The sequence below is a fragment of the Actinomyces timonensis DSM 23838 genome, assembly GCF_000295095.1.
GTDB lineage: Bacteria > Actinomycetota > Actinomycetes > Actinomycetales > Actinomycetaceae > Actinomyces > Actinomyces timonensis.
This window is the reverse complement of sequence record NZ_JH806632.1, coordinates 23,376-45,516: the sequence shown is the minus strand read 5'-3', so window position 1 is coordinate 45,516 and position 22,141 is coordinate 23,376. Positions and strand designations below refer to the sequence as shown.

The window sequence follows — 22,141 nt, the reverse complement described above, 5'->3', positions numbered from 1 at the left end:
CGCGGTTCCGGTCCCACCAATTCCCGCACGACGGCGGCGCTGCCGCCAGCACCACGGAGGACCGCACCATGACACACATCCGCACCACCCACGTCGGTTCGCTCCCGCGAACCCCCGAGCTCCTCGAGGCCAATACCCGCCGCCATGACGGCACCATCGATGATGCCGAGTTCGACTCCATCCTCGAGTCCTCGGCCTCCTATGTCATCGCGCGCCAGCGGGATATCGGCCTCGACATCCTCAATGAGGGAGAGTACGGGCACATCACCTCAGGAGCCGTCGACTACGGCGCCTGGTGGAACTACTCCTTCTCCCGCCTGGGCGGTCTGACCATGACCGACGAGGACCGCTGGGCCAACCCCGAGCGCGTCCGCTCCACCCCCGGCAACCCGCGCTTGACGTCCTTCCCAGACCGCCGCGACCGCCAGCGCTTCAACGAGGCCTACGAGGACCCCACCTCGGGCATCCTCACCGGCCGCGCCGCCGTCGGCAACCCCAAGATCACCGGGCCCTTGACCTATATCGGAGCCCAGGCCGTCAGCGCGGATGTCGCCCTGCTGACCCAGGGGCTGGCCGCCAACGGACTGGGCCCCGCCGACGGCTTCATCGCCGCCCTGTCCCCGGGGTCGGCCGCCCGCGTGAAGAACGAGTACTACAGCGACGACGTCGCCCTGCTGGACGCCTGCGCCGACGCCATGCACGAGGAGTACCGGATCATCACCGACGCCGGCCTGACCGTCCAGATCGACGCCCCGGATATCGCTGAGTCCTGGGATCAGATCAACCCCGAGCCCTCCGTCGCCGACTACCGGGACTTCATCGCCAAGCGGATCGCCGCGGTCAACCGCGCCCTCGAGGGGATTCCCGCCGAGCAGGTCCGCTTCCACGTGTGCTGGGGCTCCTGGCACGGTCCGCACACCACCGACATCCCCTTCGCCGACATCGTGGACCTCGTCCTGGACGTACGCGCCGGCGGCTACACCTTCGAGGCCGCCAACGCCCGCCACGAGCACGAATGGCGCCTCTGGGAGACCACCCGGCTGCCCGAGGACAAAGTCATCATCCCCGGCGTTGTCTCCCACGCCACCAACGTCGTCGAGCACCCCGAGCTCGTCGCCGAGCGCATCGAGCGCTTCGCGGGCCTCGTGGGCCCCGAGAGGGTCATCGCCTCCACCGACTGCGGGCTGGGCGGGCGCATCCACTCGCAGATCGCCTGGGCGAAGCTCGAGTCCCTGGCCGCAGGCGCGCGCCTGGCCAGCGAGCGGCTCTAAGCCGCGTCGGGCGCTCGCGGACCGCGCCCGCCCCGCCTTCCCGGCCGTGCCCGGGACCAGCCGCGACTGGTCCCGGGCACGGCGCGATCACGGCCCGATCCCGTCGCTGGCCAGCCCTTGCGCGGCGGGGCGGGGGCCGTACGGCGAGACCGTAGGCTTGCTCCCATGACCCTCCTCATCATCGTCGCGGGGCTCTTGGCCATCGCCGGGGCCAGCCAGATCAGCGACCGCCTCCGGGTGGCGCCGGCGCTGCTGCTCCTGGCCATGGGCATCGTCGTCGGCTTCCTTCCGGTGGTGCCCGCGATCGAGATCGAGCCGGGGGTCATCCTCGAGGGCGTCCTCCCACCGCTGCTGTACGCGACCGCGGTGGGGATCCCCACCATCAACTTCCGCAGGGAGCTCGCGCCTGTCGCCATCCTCGCCGTCGTCCTGGTCGCGCTGTCCTCGGCCGTCATCGGGGGCGTGCTCACCCTCGTCCTGCCCAGCCTCCCCGTGGCCTGGGCGATCGCCATGGGCGCGGTCCTCAGCCCGACGGACGCGGTGGCGATCTCCATCGCCCGGCGCCTGGGGGTCACCCAGCGCGTCATCACCGTGCTGGAGGGCGAGGGGCTCCTCAACGACGCCACCGCCCTCGTGGTCCTGTCCTCCGCGATCTCGGCGGCCGTGGCCGGGAGCACGAGCGCGGGGGAGGTCCTGGGCAGTTTCGCGCTCGCCGTCGTCGTCGCCCTCGTCGTCGGATGGGCCGTCGGCGAGCTCACCCTGCACCTGCGCGCCCGCGTCACCGACGCCAGCGTCGACACGGTCATCTCCTTCACCGTGCCGTTCCTCGCCGCCATCCCCGCCGAGCACATGGGCGGCAGCGGGCTCGTGGCGGCCGTCGTCGCGGGACTCGTGACCGGTCACCGCTCTCCCCGGCTCCTGCCGCCGGACCACCGCATCGCCGGGGCGGAGACCTGGCACACCGTCGAGCTCGTCCTCGAGGGCTTCATCTTCTTGGTCATGGGCCTGCAGCTGTTCGGGATCGTGGAGGACGTCCGCGCCGAGGGTCCGTCCATCACCACCGCGCTCTGGCTGGCCCTCCTCGCCGGCGCGCTGACGGTCCTCGTGCGGGCCGCCGTCGTCGCGCCGATGCTCGGGTGGCTGCGCCGGCGAGGGGCCCGCCGGGCCGAGAAATGGGACGGGATGAGCGAGCCCCTCCAGGACTTCGAGGAGCGCTGCCACGCCATCGCCCGCGGCGAGATCCCCGAGGACATGATCGTCCCCTGGGACCACGAGCGCCGAGGCGTGCGACGGCGCCTCAAGGGACTGTCCAAGGGGCGCCGCCGCGAGACGAGCCCCGCGCGCTTCCAGGCCCGCGCCACCCACGCCCTCGACCGCATCCGGCGGGTCGACGCCGACATGGCGTACTACCGCCAGCTGCCGCTCGGCGCGCGCGAGGGCGCGATCATGGTCTGGGCGGGAATGCGCGGCGCCGTCACGCTCGCCGCCGCCCAGACCCTCCCCGCCGAGGCCCCCAACCGCTCCTTCCTCCTGCTCATCGCCATCCTCGTGGCCGCCGGCTCGCTCGTCATCCAGGGCCTGACCCTTCCCTGGGTGGTCAGGGTTGTTCGGCCGAGGATGGAGGGCCCGGCCGACGACGCCGAGCGCCGCGAGCTCATGGGGCTGCTCATCTCCGCGGCCAAGGACGTCATCCCGGATGGCGATGAGGACCGCCTGACCGCTGACGATGGGCGCAAGAGCATGGCCCTGGCCGCCCAGGGGACCTCCGCCCTCGTGGCGCACGCGGCGCGCGAGGAGGCGCCAGAGCCCGACGACGAGGAGAGGTGGGCGGCGCGGCGCGAGGAGCAGGCCCGCACGCGCGCCCTCGCCCTCGACATGGTCCGGGCCCAGCGCCAGGCCCTGCTCGACGCCGGCGAGCTCGGCCTGTACTCCGCCGGGCTCATCGAGTACGCCCTGACCCGCCTCGACTACGAGGAGATCACCCTGGTCTACCGAGAGACCATCAACGAGACCTCGCAGGCCTCCCTCGCGGCAGCGCCCTAGGGCGTCTCGCGGGCATCGTCGACCGCCATGGGTCGCCGTAGACTCAGTGCCCGTGAGCAGCCTTCCCATCCGCCCCGGGCTCGAGGGCGAGACCCCCTACGGCGCCCCGGAGCTGGACGTGCCCGCGCGCCTCAACGTCAACGAGAACCCCTACGCGCCGAGCCCGGCGGTCATCGCTGACATCGCCGACGCCGTCGCCCGTGCCGCGTCCAGTCTCAACCGCTACCCGGACCGCGACTTCCCGGCCCTGCGCGAGGCCCTGGCCGACTACCTCGCCGTCGAGTCCGGGGTGCGGCTGGATCCCCGCCAGATCTGGGCCGCCAACGGCTCCAACGAGGTCATGCTCCACCTCCTCCAGGCCTTCGGCGGTCCCGGCCGGTCCTGCCTGTCCTTCACCCCCACGTACTCCATGTACCCCGAGTACGCCCGCGACACCCTCACCGAGTACGTGACGATCCCGCGCCGCGACGACTTCAGCATCGACGTCGAGGCCGCCGCTGCCGCCATCGCCGAGCGCCGCCCCGCCGTCCTCATCGCCACCAGCCCCAACAACCCCACCGGCACGGCCCTGCCGCTTGCCGACGCGCGCGCCCTGCTGGAGGCCGCCCGCGGCAACGGGCCGACCGCCGCCGACGGCTCGCCCACGGACTGCGTCGTCGTCATCGACGAGGCCTACGCCGAGTTCCGCCGCCCCGGTGTGCCCAGTGCCCTGGAGCTCCTTGAGGCCAACCCGCACCTGGCCGTGTCCCGCACGATGAGCAAGGCCTTCGGCGCCGCCGGGCTGCGCCTGGGCTACCTCGCCGCCTCCCGCGAGCTGGTGGACATGCTGCGCGTCGTGCGCCTGCCCTACCACCTGTCCGCCATCACCCAGGCCGCCGCACTGGCAGCCCTGGCCCACCGCGACGAGCTCATGGGGCAGGTCGCGTCGCTCCGCGCCGAGCGCGACGCCCTCGTCGCCTGGCTGCGCGAGCAGGGCCTGACCGCCCACGAGTCCGACGCCAACTTCGTCCTCTTCGGCCCCTTCGCCGATCGCCGCGCCATCTGGCAGGATCTTCTCGACGACGGCGTGCTCATCCGCGTCGTCGGCCCCGAGGGGTTCCTGCGCGCCAGCGTGGGCACTCCCGAGGAGATGGCGGCCTTCCGCGCCGCACTGACCAAGGCCCGCGCCGCCAGCGCCGCCGGCCGCGACACCCAGGAGCCCGCATGAGCAGCACCGCCGCCAGCACTGCCAGCACTGCCCGCACCGCCCGCATCGAGCGGACCACGAGCGAGTCCAGCGTCGTCGTCGACCTCGACCTCGACGGCACCGGCGCCACCGACATCTCCACCACCGTCCCCTTCTGGGACCACATGCTCACCGCCCTGGGCAAGCACTCCCTCATCGACCTCACCGTGCGCGCCACGGGAGACACTCACATCGACGTCCACCACACCGTGGAGGACACCGCCATCTGCATCGGCGAGGCCCTGCGCGTCGCGCTCGGGGACAAGAGCGGCATCCGCCGCTTCGGCGACGCCTCCGTGCCGCTCGACGAGGCCCTGGCCACCGCCGTCGTCGATATCTCCGGGCGCCCCTACCTCGTCCACGACGGCGAGTCCGAGGCCTTCGTCCACCACCTCATCGGTGGGCACTTCACCGGCTCCATGGTCCGCCACGCCCTGGAGGCCATCGCCTACCACGCCGGCATCTGCCTGCACGTGCGCGTCATCTCCGGGCGCGACCCCCACCACATCGCCGAGGCCGAGTTCAAGGCCCTCGCGCGCGCCCTGCGCACCGCCGTCGAGCCCGACCCGCGGGTCCACGGCATCCCCTCCACGAAGGGAGCCCTGTGATGAACGACCAGACCACCCCGGGCGGCCCCCGCCCCGACGACGCCGACCGCATCGACGACGAGTTCGCCGCCCTCGTGGAGGGCCTCGACCTGAGAACGGCTGAGGGTACCGAGGACGCCGTCAGCGAGGCTGCCGAGCGCGGGGCTGCCGCGGGCGGGTCCGCCCCGGCGAACGGCGGCGCCGCGTCGGCCGAGGCCCCCACCGCTCGCGCCCTCAAGATCGCCGTCGTCCTCACACCCCTGCCCACCGCCGAGGCTCTCGCCTCCCTCTGCGCCATGAGCGGGCTCGACTGCCTCGTCGTGCCCGCCTCAACCGGCGCCTTCGCCGTCAAGGAGTTCGCCTCCGCCCACGCCGAATGGGATATCGCCGAGCTCCTGGGCGGCTCCGAGAACGAGCCCGCCGAGGCCGCCGAGCTCGCCGCCACCCTGTCCCGCCTCAGCCGCGGCGGATCCGTGCTGCTCACCGCGGACCTCGCCACCGACATCGGCATCGAGGAGGGCCTGTCCGGCACGATCACCGCACGGCGCTTCGCCGGTGGCAAACCGGGCGAGGAGGCCTCCGCGGGCCTCATCCTGTCCCAGATGGACCAGGTCGTCGAGGATGTCCTGCTCGGGCTCACCCGGCCCGAGGACGCCCCCGGCGCCGTGCGCACCAGCGAGGTCAAGACCGGTCGCGCCATGCGCTGGATCGGGCGCGGCCTGCGCCGCCCCGGCATCGACTGAAGACCCGCTGCCCCGCTGCGGCCGGGCCCGTGGGCGCCGGTGCTTCCCGGCGCTGCCTAATGCAGCTCAGGCCCGTGCGGGCTCCTCAGGCCGGCGCGGGGATCGCCTGGCCCAGCGTGAGGAACACCGTCCCGCCCTCCATGAGGGCCGGGATCGCCTGCGCGTAACCCTCCGCCGTCGAGCCCGCGGGCTGGTTCATATGCGAGATGACGACGTCGCCCGCCCCGGCCCGCCGCAGCTCGGAGGACACCTGCGCGGCGGAGAAGGTGGCCCCCGCATCGGCGTTGATCGAGAAGCCGGCGGCCTCGACGCCGAGGCCGCTGGCGATGGCCACGGACACGTCATCCCAGTGGGCCGTGCCCGGCCGGAAGAAGCGCGGCGCGGTGCCCGTGCGGCTGGTCAGGAGCTCCTGGCAGCCCATGATCTCGTCGTAGACCTGGCCGGCGTCGGCGGTTCCCGCGATCCCGTAGGCGGACTGCCCGGTCACGGACAGGGGCAGATGCGCCGTCCCATGGTTGCCGATCTCCACGATACCGCTGGCCAGGAGGCGGTCGAGGGTCGCCGGGTTGGCCTCGACCCACCGCGAGTTGAGGAAGGCCGTGAAAGGGATCCCGCGGTCGAGCAGCAGGGAGACAAGGTCCTCGTCGACGCCGGAGCCGTGGGCGCCTCCGCAGGCGTCGAGGGTCAGGCACACCCCGGACGACGGCGTGCGCGACACGATGCCCTCGCCCTCCAGATCGAACCAGGCGGGAGAGGCGCTGGAGTAGCGGGCCGCGATCTCGTCGCGCGTGGGCGCGCCGGTGGCGCTCGGAGTGGGGGAGGGCGACACTGACTCCGGCGGGGCGCTGACCGGGGCGTTCGTCTCCGACGGGGTGGGGGAGGCAGCGGGTGGTGAGGAGTCGGGGAAGGGCGCCGTCGGGTCTGGTGAGAGCGCGCTCGTCCTCCTCGCGCCGCAGCCCGCCAGGGAGGCGGCCAGGGCGAGCGCGAGCAATGATCGGCGCGGAGGGCGCGCGGGGCGCAGGGACTCGACCAGTGGGGACACAGCACGAGCATGCCAGAGCCGGAGGCCCGCGTGGCGCGTGGAGCCCCCGGCGGCGTGGCGTCAGTCGGTGGACACCAGGCAGGAGAAGCCGCGCTCGCCGGCCCGCCACGCGGCCTCCGAGGGGCCGAGGACGGTGAGCTCGGCATCGGCGCCGCCGTAGCCCGAGGCCTCGGCGGCCGCGGCCGTGCAGGTCCTGAGGACCTCGGCGTCGGCCACGAGGCTGTCATCCGAGCCGGAGGCGGCCTGGGAGCTCAGCGTGCCGACGGCGAAGACCCTCCACGAGTGCGTTTCCGAGCAGCCCACGGCCCGCGCGCTCGACTGGCCCGAGATCGAGGTGATCCCGGCCAGGCACGCGCCCACGGGATGCGGCGGCGTGGAGGCGGCGGTCGCGGGGGCGCCCGAGGCCGCCGCGCCCGTGGCGCTGCCCTGGGCGGGCGCGATCGCCTGGCCCGTCTGGTCTGCCTGGGCTGTGTGGTCCGGGCCGGGGGTCGGCTGCGACGAGGAGCCCGTGAGCGCCGTCGTCGCCTCGGAGCCCCGATCCGCGGCGACGCCACGCCCCCGCCCGCGCCGAGCCCCGCGCCCACGGCGAGGACCGCGGCCGCGGCGGCGAGGCGGCGCCCACGACGGGGGCGCGCAGGCTGCCCGGCGAACGGGGAGCCCGAGGGCAGCCCCGGTGATGACGGTGAGGCCGATGGCGCCGACGGCGCGCCTCCCGGAGGGAGGACCGGCTGCGCTCCGACGGGCATGGGGGACGAGGCCGGGGACGGCGGGGTGGCGGGCCCCTGGGGGCGGAGCGCCTGGAGGAGCGCCGCCCGGGGCCCCGCGACCGTCAGGGAACCGTCGCCCAGGGCCTCGCGCGCCTGGACCAGGGCGCGCGCCAGGGCCGCGCCGTCGGCGTGCCGCTTGGCGGGCTCAGGATCGAGCGCCTGCGCGAGCAACGGCCTCAGGAGCGATGGGAGGCGCGGATCGCTCAGGTCGACGGGCTCCTTGAGCCCCTCGACGATCTCCGGGAGGCTGAGGGAGCGCCCCGTGGTGCGCCGCCTGGGGGAATGGCCGGTGAGCATTGTGAAGAGGACGGCGCCCATGGACCACACGTCGCCCTGCGGCGTCGGCGCGGCCATGGCGAAGGCCTCCGGCGCGGCGAAGTCCGGGGTGAGGCACTCCAGGGTGACGGTCGGGTCCTGGCCCTCGCGGGTCACCGAGGCGATCCCGAAGTCGGTCAGGCGCGGCGCGCCGAAGGCGTCGAGGAGGATATTGCCGGGCTTGACGTCGCGGTGCAGGATCCCCGCCGCGTGGCCCGCTCCCAGGGCGGAGGCGGCGGCCTCGACGAGCGCCACGGCGTCGGGCGCGGGCAGGGGGCCCCGCTCCACGAGGTCCGCCAGGCTCCCGCCCGGGCACAGCTCCATGACGATGAAGGGGCGGCCGTCGCCAAGGACGCCGGTGTCGATGAGGGAGATGACGTGGGGGTGCGAGCTGATGCGGCTGGTGGCGCTCACCTCGCGCATGTAGCGGCGGCGGTTGCGCTCGTCGTCGAGGCTGCGCGAGTCGACCTTGACCGCGACGGGACGGTTCATCGACAGCTGGATGCCCTCGTAGACCGTCGCGAAGCCTCCGTGGCCGACGATCCCGACGATGCGCACGCCGGGGACCTCCGGCCACGCCCGGGGCTGCGGCGCCGGCGGCTGGCCAGGGAACTGGGAGTCGTAGGTCGGCGCGCTCAGCGGGGAGTGCTCGGGGATGCTCATGGAGGCATCCTGCCCTGAGCCCGCCGTCGGGCGCATGCCCGCAGGCCGCCGGCTCGGAGACTGGAGTGCTCGGGGCCGAGGAGGCCGCGGAGGCCGCGGGGCGCACAGGCGATAGGGCCGGGGACTCGCGTGCCTGGACACTCCCGGACGCTCCCCGGACCCTGGGGCGGCGCCCACGACGGCGCCGGTAGACTCCCCGCCATGCCCTCACCCCGCGTCGTCGTCCTCAACTACGGCTCCGGCAATGTGCGCTCCGCCGTGCGAGCCCTGGAGCGAGTCGGAGCGGAGGTCGATCTCACCGCCGACGCCGGCGCCGTCGAATCCGCCGACGGGCTCCTCGTCCCCGGCGTGGGGGCCTTCGGCGCCGTCATGGAGATGCTGCGCGCCGTCGACGCGCCCCGGCTCATCGAGCGCCGCCTCGCAGGTGGCCGCCCCGTTCTGGGGATCTGCGTGGGCATGCAGGTCATGTTCGAATCCAGTCAGGAGCACGGCTCCACCATCCCCGGCCTGGCGCAGTGGGAGGGGGAGGTGAGCCGCCTCGACGCCCCCGTGGTACCGCATATGGGCTGGTCCGAGGTCCGCCCGCCCGCGGGCAGCGTCCTGTTCGACGGCGTCGCCGACCAGCGCTTCTACTTCGTCCACTCCTATGCTGCCAAGGTGGACCCGGGGCAGGGGATGGGGCCCTCCGCGACGCGCCCGCCACTGCCCACGTGGGCGCATCACGGCGAGGACTTCCTGGCCGCCGTCGAGAACGGCCCCCTGTCCGCCACCCAGTTCCACCCCGAGAAATCGGGCGACGCCGGGGCCGAGCTCCTGCGCAACTGGCTGGGCTCGCTCTGACCCGCGCCCGCACTGACTGATCCGATCCACCGTGCGCCCGCCGCGCCGCATCCCACGACCGCCCAGGAGGCACCATGCTCACGCTCCTTCCCGCCGTCGACGTCGCCAATGGCAAGGCGGTCCGCCTGCTCCAGGGCGAGGCCGGATCGGAGACCGACTACGGCAGCCCCGTGGACGCCGCCCTCGACTGGGCCCGCGCCGGCGCGGAATGGATTCACCTGGTGGACCTCGACGCCGCCTTCGAACGGGGCTCCAACGCCGAGCTGCTGGCGCGGATCGTCGGCGAGGTTGGGGTGAAGGTGGAGCTGTCCGGCGGCATCCGCGACGACGCCTCCTTGGAGCGCGCGCTCGCGGCCGGCGCCGCCCGGGTCAACCTGGGGACCGCCGCCCTGAAGGACCCGGAGTGGACGGCGCGGGCCATCGCCGAGCACGGGAACGCTATCGCCGTGGGGCTCGATGTGCGGGGGACGACGCTGGCCGCTCGCGGCTGGACGGAGGAGGGCGGCGACCTCTGGGAGGCCCTCGAGCGCCTCAACGCGACGGGATGCTCGCGCTACGTCGTCACCGACGTGACCCGCGATGGCACTCTCACCGGGCCGAACACGGACCTGCTGCGCCAGGTCTGCGAGCGCACCAGCGCGCCCGTCGTGGCCTCCGGCGGGATCTCCTCACTCGACGATATTCGCGCGCTCACGGGACTGGTGGGGATCGGCGTGGATTCCGCGATTGTCGGCAAGGCCCTCTACAACGGCAATTTCACTCTTGAAGAGGCCCTCGAGATCGCCCGCGCCGCCTGAACCGACCGATATCTTTCTTCCCCCCCCTCCCCATCGAGACCGGGCGATCAGCACGGCGAGATTCTGGTCTTGTGCCTGCGGGCGTGACCGGGGTGTGCTTTCGTGGCGAGACCGGTCGAAATGAGGATCGAGACCGGTGGCGGGTTCGGTGTGGTGTGTGGTGGGGGTTAGTGGCCTTGGTGTTCTTCGGCGTCGTCGGACAGGTAGGGGATGAGTCGGCGGATGTTGAAGGGTGGGGCTGTTTGGGTGGTGGTGACGTAGCCGTCGACGGGCTGCCAGTCGGTGGCGCCTGTGGGTTTGAATCTCGCGGTCCAGGTGGTGGTCAGGGTGACGGTGACGTTGTCGGCTGTGGTGGCGTAGAGGTGGGTGACGGTCTGGTCCGGGTAGGGGTGTCCGGGGTCGGTGGTGGTAGTTGTGGTGTTGTCTCCCCAGTTCCAGGTGTAGGTGGCGGGGGTGACTTCGACGTCGACACTCGTGCCGCCGACGCTGGTGGTCAGTGTTCTGGTGGTGGGGTTGGTGTAGGCGATCAGCGGCATGTGGAGCAGGACGGTGGCCCCTGGTGGTTGAAGGGTGATCCCGGAGCCGTCGACGATGAGGGTGGCCACGTCGTGTGAGGTCAGGGTGATGGGCGCGGGGGCCGGGGCTGCGGGAGCGTCGGAGGTGGGCGTGTCGTCGTTCAGCAGGGTGCAGTGCCCCTTCTTGTCGAGATCGCTGATCTCCTCCACCCAGCATGTCCAGTGTCCTCCGGTTGGGTTGTCTTGAGGTGATGCCGCTGATACTGCGACAGCGCTGGAAGCGCCTTCTGGTGCATTCTCCGAGCTTCCTGACGTTTGGCCTGTCTGGACTGGGACCTCCTCAGTCATCATCGACTCTATCTCGAATGTTTGCCCGTCACCTCGTCCGTCAAACGATTTCTGGCCGTGCGCCAAAGTTGGAGATTGGCTCCCGGCGGGAAAAAACGATTGTCCACCAAGAGGGACCGCAATAGCTAGGGTGGCGACAAGTTTCCAAATCATTCGACGGCCACTCCTCCCACTGCCCAGATTCCGTTATCGTAGCGCAGGGCGATCAGGAGTGTTTTCTCCTCATAATCCTCTTGTTGGATCTTACCGCCCCCTTCCATGGAAGTGGATTCTCCGGATTTAACTCTTGCCCGCACACCACAGTATTTCTTCCCCTGCCCTGCTGGTATATATTCGACATCGGCGAGCTCTTGGGTCCAGGGGTTAACCCATCCTCCACCTTCGTGGAGTTTTGCAGCATCGTCGATGGTGGATTTGCAGAAGACGCATCCCTCCTCGCTCATGGCGGCCAAGTCGGCGGTGTCGCCGGTGATGAAGGCGTAGCGGTAGAGCTGAAGGAAGTAGAAGGCGGCGTTGACAGCGCCTTCTTCTGAATTTTGGCTGGCCTCCGGAGGTTTGATGGGCTTGGGCTCGGCCAGGGCGGTGGCGCGCTGCGCCGCCAGTTCCGGGCTGAGGGACGGCAGCGCGCTGGCGGTGGGTGTCGCGTCCGCGCTGCCGTTGGGGGTGGAGAAGAAGCGCGTGGGCAGGGTCCCGGAGACCTCGGTCGGGGGCGCGCCGTCGGCGCAGGCGGTCAGCAGTGTCAGGCTCACGGCCCAGCAGGCCGCCAGAACGAGGGCAATCGGGTGAGCCCACCGCCCGGACGCCACCGCCGCGAGACGGTTGCGTTGTCGGCGCCGGCCTGCTGGCCGAGGGACGACGCTTGGGCGCCGTCGAGAGACTGTCGCGCTGAAGGAGTAGAACGGGGTGTGGGGAGGCGTGGGGGCCATGGGTCTGGGGCCTTCCAAGCGGGAAGCGGACGGGCGGATATGGACCAGGGGAAGAAATCGAGGCCCCAGGTCGGCCCCAGTGACGGCGGCCTCGCCGTCGGCCCCCACCTTAGAGCCCCACGCCGTCCGCGCGCCAGGCCCCATCGCGGATCTGTGGATAACCCCGCCAACACGCCCCGACCAGCACCAGCCTGTGGATACAGAACCGGTCTCGCCGTGCTGTTCGCCCGGTTTCGCCGTGCTGTTCGCCCGGTCTCGGCGAGAGGGGCGGGGCGGATTTAGGATCGGGGCGTGAACGACGTGAATGACGTGAATGACTCAGCGAGCGCCGAAGGGGCAAACGCCATCAGCACTGACGGCGTCGCCCCGGATGATCCGCAACTGACCGCGGCGCTCGCCGCGCGCGCCAAGATGGAGCGGCTTCTCGCCGCCCCGACCCCGTTCGCCAGCGACACCGGCGAGGCGCTCCCCGAGGTCGCCGCCGCTATCGAGGCCACCGACCTGCCCCGTCACGAGTACATACGCGGCGTCGTCGCCGCCCTGACCGCCACGCGCGTCATCGTGCCCGTCGCCGCCCACGCCCTGACCGGCAGCGCAGCCTCCCACTCGGTCCACACCAATGACGCCAGCCGCGACGCCGCCACGCTCGCCGTCGACCTGCCCGACGGCCATATCGCCCTGCCCGTCTTCACCTCCGCCGCCGCCATGAGCGCCTGGCGCGAAGACGTGCGCCCCGTCCCCGTCGACCCCCACCGCGCCGCCGCCGTCGCCTGCGAGCACACCGACCAGCTCTGGGTCCTCGACCCCGGCACCCTCGACCTGCGCCTGCCCCGCCCCGCCGTCGTCGCGCTCGCCGGGGGAGAGGACTGGATCCCCTCCTGGTCCTCCGAGGCGATTCAGGCCGAGGTCCGCGCCCAGCTTCAGACCGTCGACGGCGTCACCGGCGTCGCCTTCGAGCCCGGCGAGACCGCCGAGCTGCGGGTCTTCATCCGCGTCGACGCCAGCCACGGAATGCCCGCCGTCGCCGCCGCCCTCGACGGCTGCCAGCGCATCATGGTCAACCCCGCCTGGGGCGAGCTCATCGACACCATCGAGCTCTGCCCCATCCCCGCCTGACGCGCCGTCGGCTCATCCGCCGCCCATCTCATCCGCGGGAATGAGGCGCGCCTTACCCCCGCCTGCTACGAATGCGCCATGCCCTCGGACGCTGATTCCCCGGCCTCGCGCCCGCCGCTCCCCGCCCAGATCCCTTCCTGTCCCCACGACGACGCCGAGCCCCTCATCCGCGCGCGGGACCTGTCAGTCGGCTACGGCGAGAACCCCGTCTGCGCCCCCGCCACCTTCGAGCTTCGCGCCGGAGGCGTCCTCGCGCTCGTCGGCGTCAACGGGGCCGGAAAATCGACCCTGGCGCGCACCTGCTGCGGGCTCCTGCGCTCCCTGGGCGGCGAGATCGAGGTCATGGGACGCCGCCCGGACCTGCGCAGCGCCGCCTTCCGCGCCGCCGTGGCCAGGGACCTCGGCGAGGAGTCCTTCTTCCCGACCCTCTCCGTCGCCGAGCACCTCCACCTCGTCTGCTACGGGCACGGCGTGGCGGACCCGGGCGCCGTCGTCGAGGCCCTTATCGAGGAGTTCGACCTCGACGTCGTCGCCGACTCCCTGCCGGACGAGCTCTCCAGTGGGCAGCGCCGCCGCCTCGCCCTCGCGGCCGTCCTCGCCCGCCCCCGCTCCCTGCTCATCCTCGACGAGCCCGAGCAGCGCCTCGACCACGTCACCCGCCTCGCCCTGGCCGACCGGCTCATCGACGAGCGCGAGGCCGGCGGGGCGGTCCTCCTCGTCTCCCACGACGCCGAGCTCGTGCGCGCCGCCGCCACTGCCGTCCTCATGGTCGGGCGCCAGACCCGGCTCGCCGCCAGCGTGGAGGAGGGCGTCGAGGCGATCATCGAGGGCGCGCTATGAGGCCCATCCGCTCGGCTAAGGCTGCCAGCACTGCCGCCCCCGTCGCGATCAGTCCCGACGCCGCCGCACTCGACGCTCCCGACCCTGGTCTCTTTCCCGACGGCGCGGCCCTGCGCCGCTGGGTGCGCCGCCACACGCTCAGCCGGGGGATATGGGCGATCGTCGGCGACATCTACTCCGCCCTCCTGGGCGCGCTCGTCCTGGGCGCGCTCGTCGTGCCCCGCGTCGTCGGCGCCGTGCCGCTGGCCTCCGGCGGAGCCTCCCGCAGCGCCATTGGATCGTTGTCCACGCTCCGCCCCGGGTGGATGCTCGTCGCCGCGGCGCTGCTGGGGCTCAGCCTCCTCGTCGGCCCCCTCCACCGCCTCGGACCGCTCTTCCTGCGCCCCTTCGAGGCCGCCTGGATGCTCCCGCGCCCAGGAGGGCGTGCCGGGCTTCTCGCCCCGATCGCGCGCGCCGAGATCGCCATCGCAGCGCTGACCGGCGCGCTCACCGCAGGCCTCCTCGCGGTCCTCGCCGGTGCCGACGCCGCCCTGCTCACAGGCGCTGTGCTCCTCGGATCGGGGGCCGGCGCGATCCTCATCGCCGTCCTCATCCATCTCCAGATCTCCGGTCACTCCACGGCGCTCCTGCGCGGCGGGCTCCTCGCTGCCGCTGGTCTGGCCGTTCTCGCCTCCGCACTCGCGCCACCACTGCCCGGGGCCGTGCCCGCCGGCGTGGCGACCGCCCTGGGCGTCGTCTGCTGGGCGCTCCTCCTCGCCTCCTGGACGCGCTTGTCCCGGACCATGCCCTTGATCGAGGACGCCCGCATCCTCGACGCCGTCGCCCGTTCCCTCGGCGCGCATGTCTCCCTGCTGTCCCTGGACACGCGAGCCCTGGGCCGGGTGCTCGCCGCTCCGCCGCGGCGGCCCACCCGTCGCGCATCCATGCCGGTGGCCCGTCTTGGCGCGCGCCTGCCGCGCTGGGCGCGAGTGCCCCTGGCCATCGCCCAGGGTGACGCGATCCTCCTCGGCCGTGAGCCACACCGCCTCATTCAGGTGGTCGCGGGACTGCTCCTCGCGCTCGTGCCCCAGTTCGTCCCCGGTGCGGGGAGGATCGCCTGCGCGGCCGCCTACGCGATCGGCGGGTGGATCGCCACTCTCGCTGTGGCCGAGCCGGCCCGTCGCGCATGGTTCGACGGCGGTCTCGACGCCTCGTGGCCCGCGCGCCCCGCCGTCGTCCGCATGGGCCACCTCCTGGTTCCTGCAGCGGGCATGGTGGTGTGGACCGCCGCCGCCACCGCGCCCCAATGGGGCGCCATGACCAGGACGGTCAGGCGCGTCCTGCCGGGCGGCAGTGTCATCGAGGCCTCGGGCTCTGCAGGCGCCGCAGCTGTGCTCGTGCTCTTGGCGGGGCTCGCATGGGCGGGAGCCGCGCTGAGGTCGGGCTACCGCCGCACCCCCAACTTCTCCGCCGGCCTGGTCACCTCACCCGTGGGCTCGCTGCCGCCGGGCGCCGTCGAGATGCTCATCTCAGGCCCCGACGCCGCGCTCATCGGCAGCCTGCCGATGATCCTCGTCCTCGTGGGAGCGCCGGCAGCGCTCATCCTCCTCGCGCTGCAGGTGGTCCTCACCGGCGTGGTGGTGGCCTGGGGGATGGAGGAGGAGAAAGGGGGCGCGTGAGCAGGACCACGCGAATCCCGCGGGCTCATGCTCCTCGCGGCCTGGGATGGCGGCGCGCGCTCTGGTAGCCTCAGCGATTGACCGGCCGGGGCTCGTCCCCGGCGCGCAAGCGGAGCAATCCCACCTGGGTCCCGCCAAGGGGCCGGGTTCATGCCGAGGGCACGCCCTCGGCGTCGGCGCCTGGACACACGTCCTGGGCGTCGGCGTGCTCGAACGAGCATATGTGGCCTCCGCCTGCGATGCGCAGCGGGGGCCTTTCCCGTTGCCACGGAATCCGAACAAGGAGTGAGGAACAGCCATCAGCGAGCCCCGTATCAACGAACGGATCCGCGTCCCCGAGGTACGCCTGGTCGGCCCCAGCGGCGAGCAGGTCGGCGTTGTCCGCGTGGAGGACGCCCTTCGACTGGCCGAGGAGGCCGGTCTCGACCTCGTCGAGGTCGCCCCTGATGCGCGCCCCCCGGTGTGCAAGCTCATGGACTACGGCAAGTTCAAGTACGAGTCGGCCATGAAGGCGCGCGACGCCCGGCGCAACCAGGCGAACACGCAGCTCAAGGAGATCCAGTTCCGCCCCAAGATCGACGAGCACGACTACGCCACCAAGATGGGGCACGTGCGCCGATTCCTCGAGGGCGGGGATAAGGTCAAGTGCATCGTCCGCTTCCGCGGCCGTGAGCAGTCCCGCCCCGAGCTCGGTGTGCGCCTGCTGGCGAAGGTCGCCGAGGAGGTCGGCGAGCTCGCCACCATCGAGTCCCACCCGCGCCAGGACGGCCGCCAGATGGTCATGGTGCTGGCCCCCACCCGCAAGAAGGCGGAGGTCAAGTCGGACCAGCGGCGCCGTCGCGAGGAGGCCCGCGCCTCCCGGCGCGCCGAGAAGCACGCCGCGAAGGCCGCCCAGACCGCGGCCCAGGCAGCCTCGGCCCCCAAGGCGGCTCCCGCCGCGAAGCCGGCCGCCGCTCCGGCCGCGAAGCCCGCCGCCAAGGCGGCCGAGGCCAAGGCCGCGCCCAAGCCGGCCGCCAAGCCCGCCGCTCCCGCCAAGGCCACTGGCGCCAAGCCGGCCGCCCCGGCGAAGCCCAAGGCGCCCGCCAAGCCGAAGGCAGCCAAGCCCAAGGCCCCGGCGAAGCCCACCGAGGCCTGAGGCCTCACCCTGACCCACCCCCCGGCCACAGCCGGTGGGGTCCGCAGCCCGGGGCCAACCGGCCACCGGGCCGACAAGAGGAAACCGACAATGCCGAAGAACAAGACGCACTCCGGTGCCAAGAAGCGCTTCCGGGTCACCGGCAGCGGCAAGCTCATGCGTGAGCAGGCCAACAAGCGCCACCTGCTCGAGGTCAAGTCCTCGCGCCGCAAGCGCAAGCTGTCCATGGACCAGCCGGTCGCCCCCTCCGACCTTCGCCAGGTCAAGAAGCTGCTCGGTCGCTGACCGGCCCAACGTCTGAAGGAGACATCACATGGCACGTGTGAAGAGGGCTGTCAACGCCCACAAGAAGCGTCGTTCTGTTCTCGAGAAGGCCTCGGGCTACCGCGGCCAGCGCTCCCGCCTCTACCGCAAGGCCAAGGAGCAGGTCACGCACTCCGGCGTCTACGCCTTCCGTGACCGCCGCGCGCGCAAGGGCGACTTCCGCCGCCTGTGGATCCAGCGCATCAACGCCGGCGCCCGCGCCGAGGGCATGACCTACAACCGGTTCATCCAGGGCCTCGGCCTGGCCGGTGTCGAGGTCGACCGCCGCATGCTCGCCGAGCTGGCCGTCAACGAGCCCGCCGCGTTCAAGGCGCTCGTCGAGACCGCCCGCAAGGCGCTCCCCAAGGACGTCAACGCCCCCAAGGCCTGACTCCCCGCGATCCCGCCGACGGCGCCGCCACCCTCCCAGCGAGGGCGGCGGCGCCGTCGTCCGCTACAGGGGCTGGAACCGCCCTCCCGTAGGCTGGTGGGCATGACCCCTGCGAGCCACCATGACGCCCCTCAGATCCTCGCCAACCCAGCAGCCACGAGGGTCGCGCGCGTGGCCGGGCTCGCGCGCAGGCAGGCCCGCTTCAAGCACGGGCGCTTCCTCGTCGAGGGCCCCCAAGGGGTGCGCGAGGCCGTGCGGCACGCCGCCGAGCACGTCCTCGACGTGTACATGACCGAGGCCGCCGCCAGCCGCCACCCGGAGATCTGGGCCGAGGCCAAGGCCTCTGGCCTCTACCGGCACCTCGTGACCCCGGAGGTCATGGCCGCGATGTCCGCCGACGCCCAGGGCGTGCTCGCCGTCGTCGCGATGGGGGAGAGCAGCGGGCCCCAGGCCCTGGCTGCCGCGCTGGAGGGCGCGCGGCTCGTCGCAGTGCTCACTGAGGCCCAGGACCCGGGCAATGCGGGCACGATCATCCGCGCCGCCGACGCCGCCGGCGCCGACGCCGTCATCCTCCTGTGCGGGAGCGTCGAGGCCACGGCCCCCAAGGTGGTGCGCTCGACAGCGGGGAGCCTCTTCCACCTTCCGGTCATCACCGGCGTGGGCCTGGAGGAGACAGTGGAGGCCGCGCGGGCGGCGGGCCTGACGATCCTGGCCGCCGACGGGCGCGGGGACACCGACCTCTTCGAGGCCGAGGGGCCAGCGGGTTCCGGTGGGCTGCTGTCCGCCCCGAGTGCCTGGCTGCTCGGCAACGAGGCCCACGGGCTCGCCCCCGAGGCGCTGAGCCGCGCCGACGCCGTCGTCGCCATCCCGATCCTCGGGCGGGCCGAGTCCCTCAACGTCGCCTCCGCCGCGGCCCTCTGCCTCTACGCCTCCGCCCGCGCGCAGCGGTCCTAGCCGCCTCCCCTCCTCGCAGCGCTCGACGGCGACCGCCGCGCCGTCCTGGTCTGTCCCGCTCCTTGGACGCGGGGCAATCGCGGGAATGTTCCGGGGGAGGGTTGCGTTTGTCCTGCTCGCGGGCGCACCGCCCGCAGCCTCCGCACCGCCCCGAGAACGAGGTCAGCGTGACAGCACCCACGGACACCGGCGCCGAGCCCTCCAGCGTCTCCGGCGCCCCCGGAGACGCCGCCTCCGGCAGCCCCCTCATCCGCATCAGCGGCATCACCAAGCGCTTCGGCGACTTCACCGCCCTCGACAACGTCTCCCTCGACATCCGCCGTGGTGAGGTCGTCGCCGTCGTCGGGGCCTCCGGCTCGGGCAAGTCCACCCTGTGCCGCACCATCAACCGCCTCGAGACCATCGACGAGGGCACCATCGAGATCAACGGCGAGCTCCTCCCCGAGGAGGGCAAGGATCTGGCCCGCCTGCGCGCCGAGGTCGGCATGGTCTTCCAGTCCTTCAACCTCTTCGGGCACCGCACCGTCCTGGACAACATCACGCTCGCCCCCATCAAGGTGCGCCGGATGAGCCGAGCCGACGCCGAGGCCCGCGCCCGCGAGCTCCTGGCCCGCGTGGGCCTGGCCGACCAGGCCGCCAAGCGCCCCTCCCAGCTCTCCGGCGGGCAGGCCCAGCGCGTCGCCATCGCCCGAGCCCTGGCCATGGATCCCCTCGCCATGCTCTTCGACGAGCCCACCTCCGCCCTCGACCCCGAGATGATCACCGAGGTCCTCGACGTCATCCGCGATCTGGCCACCTCCGGAATGACGATGCTCGTCGTCACCCACGAGATGGGCTTCGCCCGCTCCGTGGCGGACCGCGTCGTCTTCATGGACTCCGGGCGCATCGTCGAGCAGGCCAGCCCGGAGGAGTTCTTCACCTCCCCGCGCACCGACCGCGCCCGCGACTTCCTCGCCACGATCCTGTCCCACTGACTGCCCCTCCCGCCCGGCCCGACCGCCTCCGCACCGCTGACCAGCCACCGACGAAAGGCTCTCCCATGACCCACGCCGCCCCCTCCGGATCCGCCCCCGCGCTCTCGCGCCGCGCCCTGCTCACCTCCGCGGGCGGACTCGGCGTCGCCCTGGCCCTCGCGGCCTGCTCCGACACCGGCGCCGACGGCAAGGCCGTGGCCTCCTCCACCGCCGACGCCGCCTACACCGCGCTCATCAACTCCGGCCCCCTCGCCGCCGAGGACGCCGTCGCCGCCTCCACCTGGGCCTCCGCCATCAAGAAGGCGGGGAAGCTCCGGATCGGCGGCTCCAAGACCGCCCAGGTCTTCTCCATCGAGGACCCCACCACCCACAAGGTCACCGGATTCGACGCCGCCATCGGCCAGGCGCTCGCCCGCTACATCATCGGGGGCGACGACGCCGCCTCCCTGGTGGAGATCACCCAGGCCACCTCCGACACCCGTGAGACGCTGCTGACCAACAGCACGGTCGACGTCGTCATCGCCACCTACACGATCACCGAGGAGCGCGCCCAGAAGATCGCCTTCGCCGGCCCCTACTACTCCTCCGGCCAGTCCGTGGCCGTCCTCAAGGACCGCACGGACATCGCCTCCGTCACCGATCTGGCCGGCAAGACCGTCGCCGTCCAGTCCGGCTCCTCCTCCCAGGCGGCCCTCGCCAAGGCCTGCCCGGACGCCAAGCCGACCCCCTTCGACGACAACTCCGCCTGCCTGTCCGCCCTGCAGACCAAGCAGGTCGACGCCTACGTCGTCGACGAGTCGCTCCTGCTCGCCGCCGCCGAGAACAACACAGACATCACGATCGTCGGCACCCCCTTCACCGAGGACCCCTACGGCCTCGGCCTGCCCAAGGACTCCGACGCGGCGGTCTTCGTCAACGGCTTCCTCGCCGCGATCGAGTCCGACGGCACCTGGGCCAGGATCTGGCAGGAGACCATCGGCTCCATCATCGGCGGCGACGTCCCCCAGCCCCCGGCGATCGGCTCGGTCCCCGGCGCGCAGGCCTCCGCGCCCGCCGCCTGACACGTCGACGGCGCAGCCAGCCACCGCCCCAGGCGGGCACCGCCACACCGGCGCCCCCGCGCGCGGCAGCAGCGGGGCAGGGAAAGGAGAACCGCCATGCACGTCATCCTCGACAACCTCGGCATGATCGGCGAGGGACTGAGGACCACCCTCATCCTCGCCCTCCTCGCCTACGCGGGGGCGCTCGTCGTCGGCACGATCATGGCCGTCTTCCGGGTCGGCCCGATCCCGCCACTGCGCGCCCTCGGCGCCGCCTGGGTGACGGTGGCCTGCAACATCCCCACCCTGTGCCTTATGATCCTCGCCGCCTTCGCGGCGCCGCGCGCGGGCGTGCCCATCAGCCTGTTCTGGGCGGCGGTGCTCGCCATCGTCTTCTCCGGATCGGGCTTCGTCTGCGAGGCCGTGCGCAGCGGCATCAACTCCGTCCCGCGCGGTCAGATCGAGGCGGCCCGCGCCCTGGGAATGCGCTTCGGGACGATCATCGGCCAGGTGGTCCTGCCCCAGGCGCTCGCCAGAGTCATCCAGCCCCTGGTCAATATCTTCATCTCCTGCCTCATCGGGTCCTCCCTCACGGCGGCCATCGGCGTGAGGGAGCTGACCAGCGTCACCCAGCAGCTCAATCTCCAGTACGCCGAGGCCGTCCTGTGCTTCCTCCTGTCCGGGCTCATCTACCTCGCCCTGGCCTTCGCGGCCACGCGCCTCGGGCACGCCCTGGAGCGCCGGCTCGAGGCCACGAGGGGAGTGGCCGCATGAGCGCGCCCACGGCCATCACCGCCAGCGCCCCGGGCAAGGCCCCCTCAACCCGGAGGGGGCGCGCCGCGGGCGAGACCCCCCTCCTCTTCGACGCCCCCGGCCCGAGGGGCCGCGCCCGGATCATGATCGCCTCACTGGCGGTGACCGCGCTCGTCATCGCCGCCGTCGCCATGGGGCTCCACCAGCTGTCCACCAGTGGCCAGCTCGACTACGCCAAATGGCGCTACTTCCTGGGCCAGTCGATCGTGGACTACCTCGGCACGGCCGTCCTCGACACCCTCCGGGCCGCCGGCATCGCCGCCGTCCTGTCCTTCCCCATCGGCATCGCGCTGGGATGGGCGCGGATGGCCCGATCCGCGCCCCTTCGCGGCGCCGTCGGACTGTGGATCGACGCCATGCGCGCCATCCCCATGCTCCTGCTCGTCTACTTCTTCCTCCTGGCCGTGCCCAACTGGGGCCTCACCCTGCCGTCGATGTGGATGCTCGTGGTCCCCATCATCATGTGCACGTCGGCGACGACGGCCGAGGTCTTCCGCTCCGGCGTGCGCTCCCTGGACGCCGGGCAGTCCGAGGCGGCGGCCGCCCTGGGGCTCAGCGCGGGCCAGACGATGCGCCTCATCCTCGCCCCCCAGGCCCTGCGGCTCATGCTGCCCACCCTCATCACCCAGATGGTGACGATCCTCAAGGACACCTCGCTCGGCTACGTCGTCGCCTACGGGGAGCTCATGTACGCCACCAAGGTGCTCACCAACGCCGCGGGCTTCGACGTCTACCTGCCCGCCTACGTCATCGTCGCCCTCATCTACGTGGTCATCAACTGGGCGCTGTCCGCCGCCGCCCGCCGCATCGAGGCCCGCAGCCGCTGAGGCGGCCA

The 22,141-nt window shown here is 72.5% G+C and carries 23 protein-coding genes; 18 read left to right on the top strand and 5 right to left on the bottom strand.

All coding sequences use genetic code 11. The features are described from left to right. The first annotated feature begins 68 nt into the window (after window positions 1-68). The 5 genes from A1QA_RS0100210 (at window position 69) to A1QA_RS0100190 (ending at window position 5,869) form a co-directional block, all read left to right on the top strand. Window positions 69-1,271: a cobalamin-independent methionine synthase II family protein gene (locus tag A1QA_RS0100210; RefSeq protein ID WP_017176921.1), complete on the top strand. Its 1,203-nt coding sequence runs from the start codon at window positions 69-71 to the stop codon at window positions 1,269-1,271. 165 nt (window positions 1,272-1,436) lie between these two features. Continuing rightward, a complete protein-coding gene (locus tag A1QA_RS0100205; RefSeq protein ID WP_017176920.1) occupies window positions 1,437-3,314 on the top strand; it encodes a cation:proton antiporter in 1,878 nt (625 codons plus the stop codon). Between the two features lie 52 nt (window positions 3,315-3,366). After that, complete coding sequence (locus tag A1QA_RS0100200; protein ID WP_017176919.1) at window positions 3,367-4,521, top strand: histidinol-phosphate transaminase; 1,155 nt, start codon at window positions 3,367-3,369, stop codon at window positions 4,519-4,521. After that, complete coding sequence (gene hisB / locus A1QA_RS0100195; protein ID WP_017176918.1) at window positions 4,518-5,147, top strand: imidazoleglycerol-phosphate dehydratase HisB; 630 nt, start codon at window positions 4,518-4,520, stop codon at window positions 5,145-5,147. The genes A1QA_RS0100200 and hisB overlap by 4 nt, the downstream gene beginning before the upstream one ends. Continuing rightward, a complete protein-coding gene (locus A1QA_RS0100190; protein ID WP_017176917.1) occupies window positions 5,147-5,869 on the top strand; it encodes a hypothetical protein in 723 nt (240 codons plus the stop codon). Before hisB ends, A1QA_RS0100190 begins: the two co-directional genes overlap by 1 nt. A gap of 85 nt (window positions 5,870-5,954) precedes the next feature. Here the strand turns inward: A1QA_RS0100190 and A1QA_RS0100185 are convergent, their stop codons facing one another. From A1QA_RS0100185 to A1QA_RS14795, 3 genes are read right to left on the bottom strand one after another with little or no spacing between them, the layout of a single operon-like run. Continuing rightward, entirely contained in the window at window positions 5,955-6,911 is a 957-nt protein-coding gene (locus A1QA_RS0100185) for a polysaccharide deacetylase family protein (protein ID WP_017176916.1), read from the bottom strand. Window positions 6,912-6,971: 60 nt separating this feature from the next. Further along, a complete protein-coding gene (locus tag A1QA_RS16370; RefSeq protein ID WP_244266039.1) occupies window positions 6,972-7,271 on the bottom strand; it encodes a septum formation family protein in 300 nt (99 codons plus the stop codon). Then, window positions 7,163-8,656 (bottom strand): serine/threonine-protein kinase, encoded by a 1,494-nt coding sequence (locus A1QA_RS14795; RefSeq protein ID WP_244266038.1) that lies wholly within the window; start codon window positions 8,654-8,656, stop codon window positions 7,163-7,165. Before A1QA_RS14795 ends, A1QA_RS16370 begins: the two co-directional genes overlap by 109 nt. 201 nt (window positions 8,657-8,857) lie before the next feature. Between A1QA_RS14795 and hisH the strand changes: the two genes are divergently transcribed. Together hisH and priA are read left to right on the top strand one after the other, a co-directional pair. Continuing rightward, a complete protein-coding gene (gene hisH, locus A1QA_RS0100175) occupies window positions 8,858-9,496 on the top strand; it encodes an imidazole glycerol phosphate synthase subunit HisH (RefSeq protein WP_017176915.1) in 639 nt (212 codons plus the stop codon). 74 nt (window positions 9,497-9,570) lie between these two features. Continuing rightward, window positions 9,571-10,293, top strand: a complete 723-nt coding sequence (gene priA, locus A1QA_RS0100170) for a bifunctional 1-(5-phosphoribosyl)-5-((5-phosphoribosylamino)methylideneamino)imidazole-4-carboxamide isomerase/phosphoribosylanthranilate isomerase PriA (RefSeq protein ID WP_017176914.1) — start codon at window positions 9,571-9,573, stop codon at window positions 10,291-10,293. A gap of 167 nt (window positions 10,294-10,460) precedes the next feature. On the opposite strand, the gene A1QA_RS0100165 is transcribed toward priA, so the two are convergent. Both A1QA_RS0100165 and A1QA_RS15645 read right to left on the bottom strand, forming a co-directional pair. Further along, on the bottom strand, window positions 10,461-11,018 hold the full coding sequence (locus A1QA_RS0100165) for a hypothetical protein (protein WP_017176913.1): 558 nt from the start codon (window positions 11,016-11,018) through the stop codon (window positions 10,461-10,463). A gap of 287 nt (window positions 11,019-11,305) precedes the next feature. Next, window positions 11,306-11,905: a DUF6318 family protein gene (locus A1QA_RS15645; protein ID WP_154652175.1), complete on the bottom strand. Its 600-nt coding sequence runs from the start codon at window positions 11,903-11,905 to the stop codon at window positions 11,306-11,308. A gap of 468 nt (window positions 11,906-12,373) precedes the next feature. Between A1QA_RS15645 and A1QA_RS0100155 the strand changes: the two genes are divergently transcribed. The 11 genes from A1QA_RS0100155 to A1QA_RS0100105 all read left to right on the top strand — a co-directional run bounded on the left by A1QA_RS0100155 (window position 12,374) and on the right by A1QA_RS0100105 (window position 22,133). After that, window positions 12,374-13,198, top strand: a complete 825-nt coding sequence (locus A1QA_RS0100155; RefSeq protein ID WP_017176911.1) for an SseB family protein — start codon at window positions 12,374-12,376, stop codon at window positions 13,196-13,198. A 78-nt stretch (window positions 13,199-13,276) separates the two neighbouring features. Then, window positions 13,277-14,038, top strand: a complete 762-nt coding sequence (locus tag A1QA_RS0100150; protein ID WP_017176910.1) for an ABC transporter ATP-binding protein — start codon at window positions 13,277-13,279, stop codon at window positions 14,036-14,038. Beyond that, entirely contained in the window at window positions 14,035-15,696 is a 1,662-nt protein-coding gene (locus tag A1QA_RS0100145) for a DUF6297 family protein (RefSeq protein WP_017176909.1), read from the top strand. The genes A1QA_RS0100150 and A1QA_RS0100145 overlap by 4 nt, the downstream gene beginning before the upstream one ends. Window positions 15,697-15,994: 298 nt before the next feature. Then, the gene (gene infC, locus A1QA_RS12820) at window positions 15,995-16,831 is read left to right on the top strand and encodes a translation initiation factor IF-3 (protein WP_154652174.1); all 837 of its coding nucleotides are present in this window, start codon (window positions 15,995-15,997) and stop codon (window positions 16,829-16,831) included. A 90-nt stretch (window positions 16,832-16,921) separates the two neighbouring features. After that, window positions 16,922-17,116 carry a 50S ribosomal protein L35 gene (gene rpmI, locus A1QA_RS0100135; protein WP_017176907.1) on the top strand — a complete coding sequence of 65 codons (195 nt, stop codon included), beginning with the start codon at window positions 16,922-16,924 and terminating at the stop codon, window positions 17,114-17,116. A 28-nt stretch (window positions 17,117-17,144) separates the two neighbouring features. After that, window positions 17,145-17,525: a 50S ribosomal protein L20 gene (gene rplT, locus A1QA_RS0100130; protein ID WP_017176906.1), complete on the top strand. Its 381-nt coding sequence runs from the start codon at window positions 17,145-17,147 to the stop codon at window positions 17,523-17,525. A gap of 102 nt (window positions 17,526-17,627) precedes the next feature. Next, window positions 17,628-18,479: a TrmH family RNA methyltransferase gene (locus A1QA_RS0100125; protein WP_017176905.1), complete on the top strand. Its 852-nt coding sequence runs from the start codon at window positions 17,628-17,630 to the stop codon at window positions 18,477-18,479. Window positions 18,480-18,727: 248 nt separating this feature from the next. Then, complete coding sequence (locus tag A1QA_RS0100120) at window positions 18,728-19,453, top strand: amino acid ABC transporter ATP-binding protein (protein ID WP_026048547.1); 726 nt, start codon at window positions 18,728-18,730, stop codon at window positions 19,451-19,453. A gap of 65 nt (window positions 19,454-19,518) precedes the next feature. Next, window positions 19,519-20,514: a glutamate ABC transporter substrate-binding protein gene (locus A1QA_RS0100115; RefSeq protein WP_017176903.1), complete on the top strand. Its 996-nt coding sequence runs from the start codon at window positions 19,519-19,521 to the stop codon at window positions 20,512-20,514. 96 nt (window positions 20,515-20,610) lie between these two features. Then, the gene (locus A1QA_RS0100110) at window positions 20,611-21,267 is read left to right on the top strand and encodes an amino acid ABC transporter permease (protein ID WP_017176902.1); all 657 of its coding nucleotides are present in this window, start codon (window positions 20,611-20,613) and stop codon (window positions 21,265-21,267) included. After that, a complete protein-coding gene (locus tag A1QA_RS0100105) occupies window positions 21,264-22,133 on the top strand; it encodes an amino acid ABC transporter permease (RefSeq protein ID WP_017176901.1) in 870 nt (289 codons plus the stop codon). The genes A1QA_RS0100110 and A1QA_RS0100105 overlap by 4 nt, the downstream gene beginning before the upstream one ends. The last annotated feature ends 8 nt before the right edge of the window (window positions 22,134-22,141 follow it).